Source organism: Oleiphilus sp. HI0123 (assembly GCF_001635315.1).
In genome coordinates this window covers 1-1,025 of sequence record NZ_LWGE01001413.1, presented here as the reverse complement: position 1 = coordinate 1,025, position 1,025 = coordinate 1, and the positions used below count along the sequence as shown (strand labels likewise).

The window sequence follows — 1,025 nt, the reverse complement described above, 5'->3', positions numbered from 1 at the left end:
CCTCACGTTTTGCTACGCGTTCCATTCTAGCAACCTTATTGATCGATGAATGCTAATGGAACGAAAGCAACAAGAATGAGTGTTGTACCCATAACCATAAGCGGAAGAAGTAAACGCTCGTGGCGATAATAAAAGGAATCGCCCTCTTTTAAAGCGAGACTGACTTCCTCATCACCCACAACCTGACGGGTAAGTAGGTGATTTAACGAAACCGGCGGACTCAAATAACCAAGTTCGAAAGCCATCAAGCAGGTCATCCAGAAGTGAATCGGATTGATTCCGGCAGCATAAGCAACCGGAGCAATCGTACCTGTAACCAGGATAAGCGCACCAAAGGGGTCCATTACCATGCCGATCATCACCAAAAACAGAACGAGAAACGCCATCGTGCCGTAGGTAGAGCCGAAGAATTCGGGTATCTCTAGTACGCCGCCGCCCCGTTCTATAATGCCGCCAACTGTAAACGAGCAAGCCATTAACATCAGTAAGGCGCCAATTTGTATGGATGAGTTATCTACAGAACTGGAAAAGGCTGAAGATATCGTCGGACTCGCCTTAGCACTTTCATTTCGCTGATGGAAATCCCTACTAAATTTACGTTCAAACACTAAAACTGCCATAACGATAATTGGCAGCATGACAGGTGCCGTAAATTCGTCAAGTTGAGCATCTAGCAATATGTCGTAAAGAAAGAGCGCAGCGACCAGAATCCCAACATAAGGAAGAAGTGGCATCAAATTTCTAAGAGAAGGTAACAATGCTTCACTTGCCGGTACAATTTTCATAGGGTCCTTTCGTGTAATCATTGCAAATACCGCAAACACGAGCATACTCAGAAGAAAAACCCTGAAGCCCCAATGAAACAGCTCGTCTGTCACAACTTCTTTATTAAGTATTGCAATACCAACTACAAGCAAACAAGGCCTTAGCACAACACCTGAACCCGTCATTGCTGTCACGGCAAGCGACAACTGACGACGAGTCCCTACTCGCCTCATCTCTTGATAAACAACCGCGCCCATCGC

General features: G+C 45.9%; 1 protein-coding gene. It reads right to left on the bottom strand.

The features are described from left to right. Positions 1-35: 35 nt before the first annotated feature. Positions 36-1,025 (bottom strand): TRAP transporter large permease subunit (locus A3761_RS18175; RefSeq protein WP_156491938.1); only part of this gene is annotated, 990 nt, incomplete at its 5' end.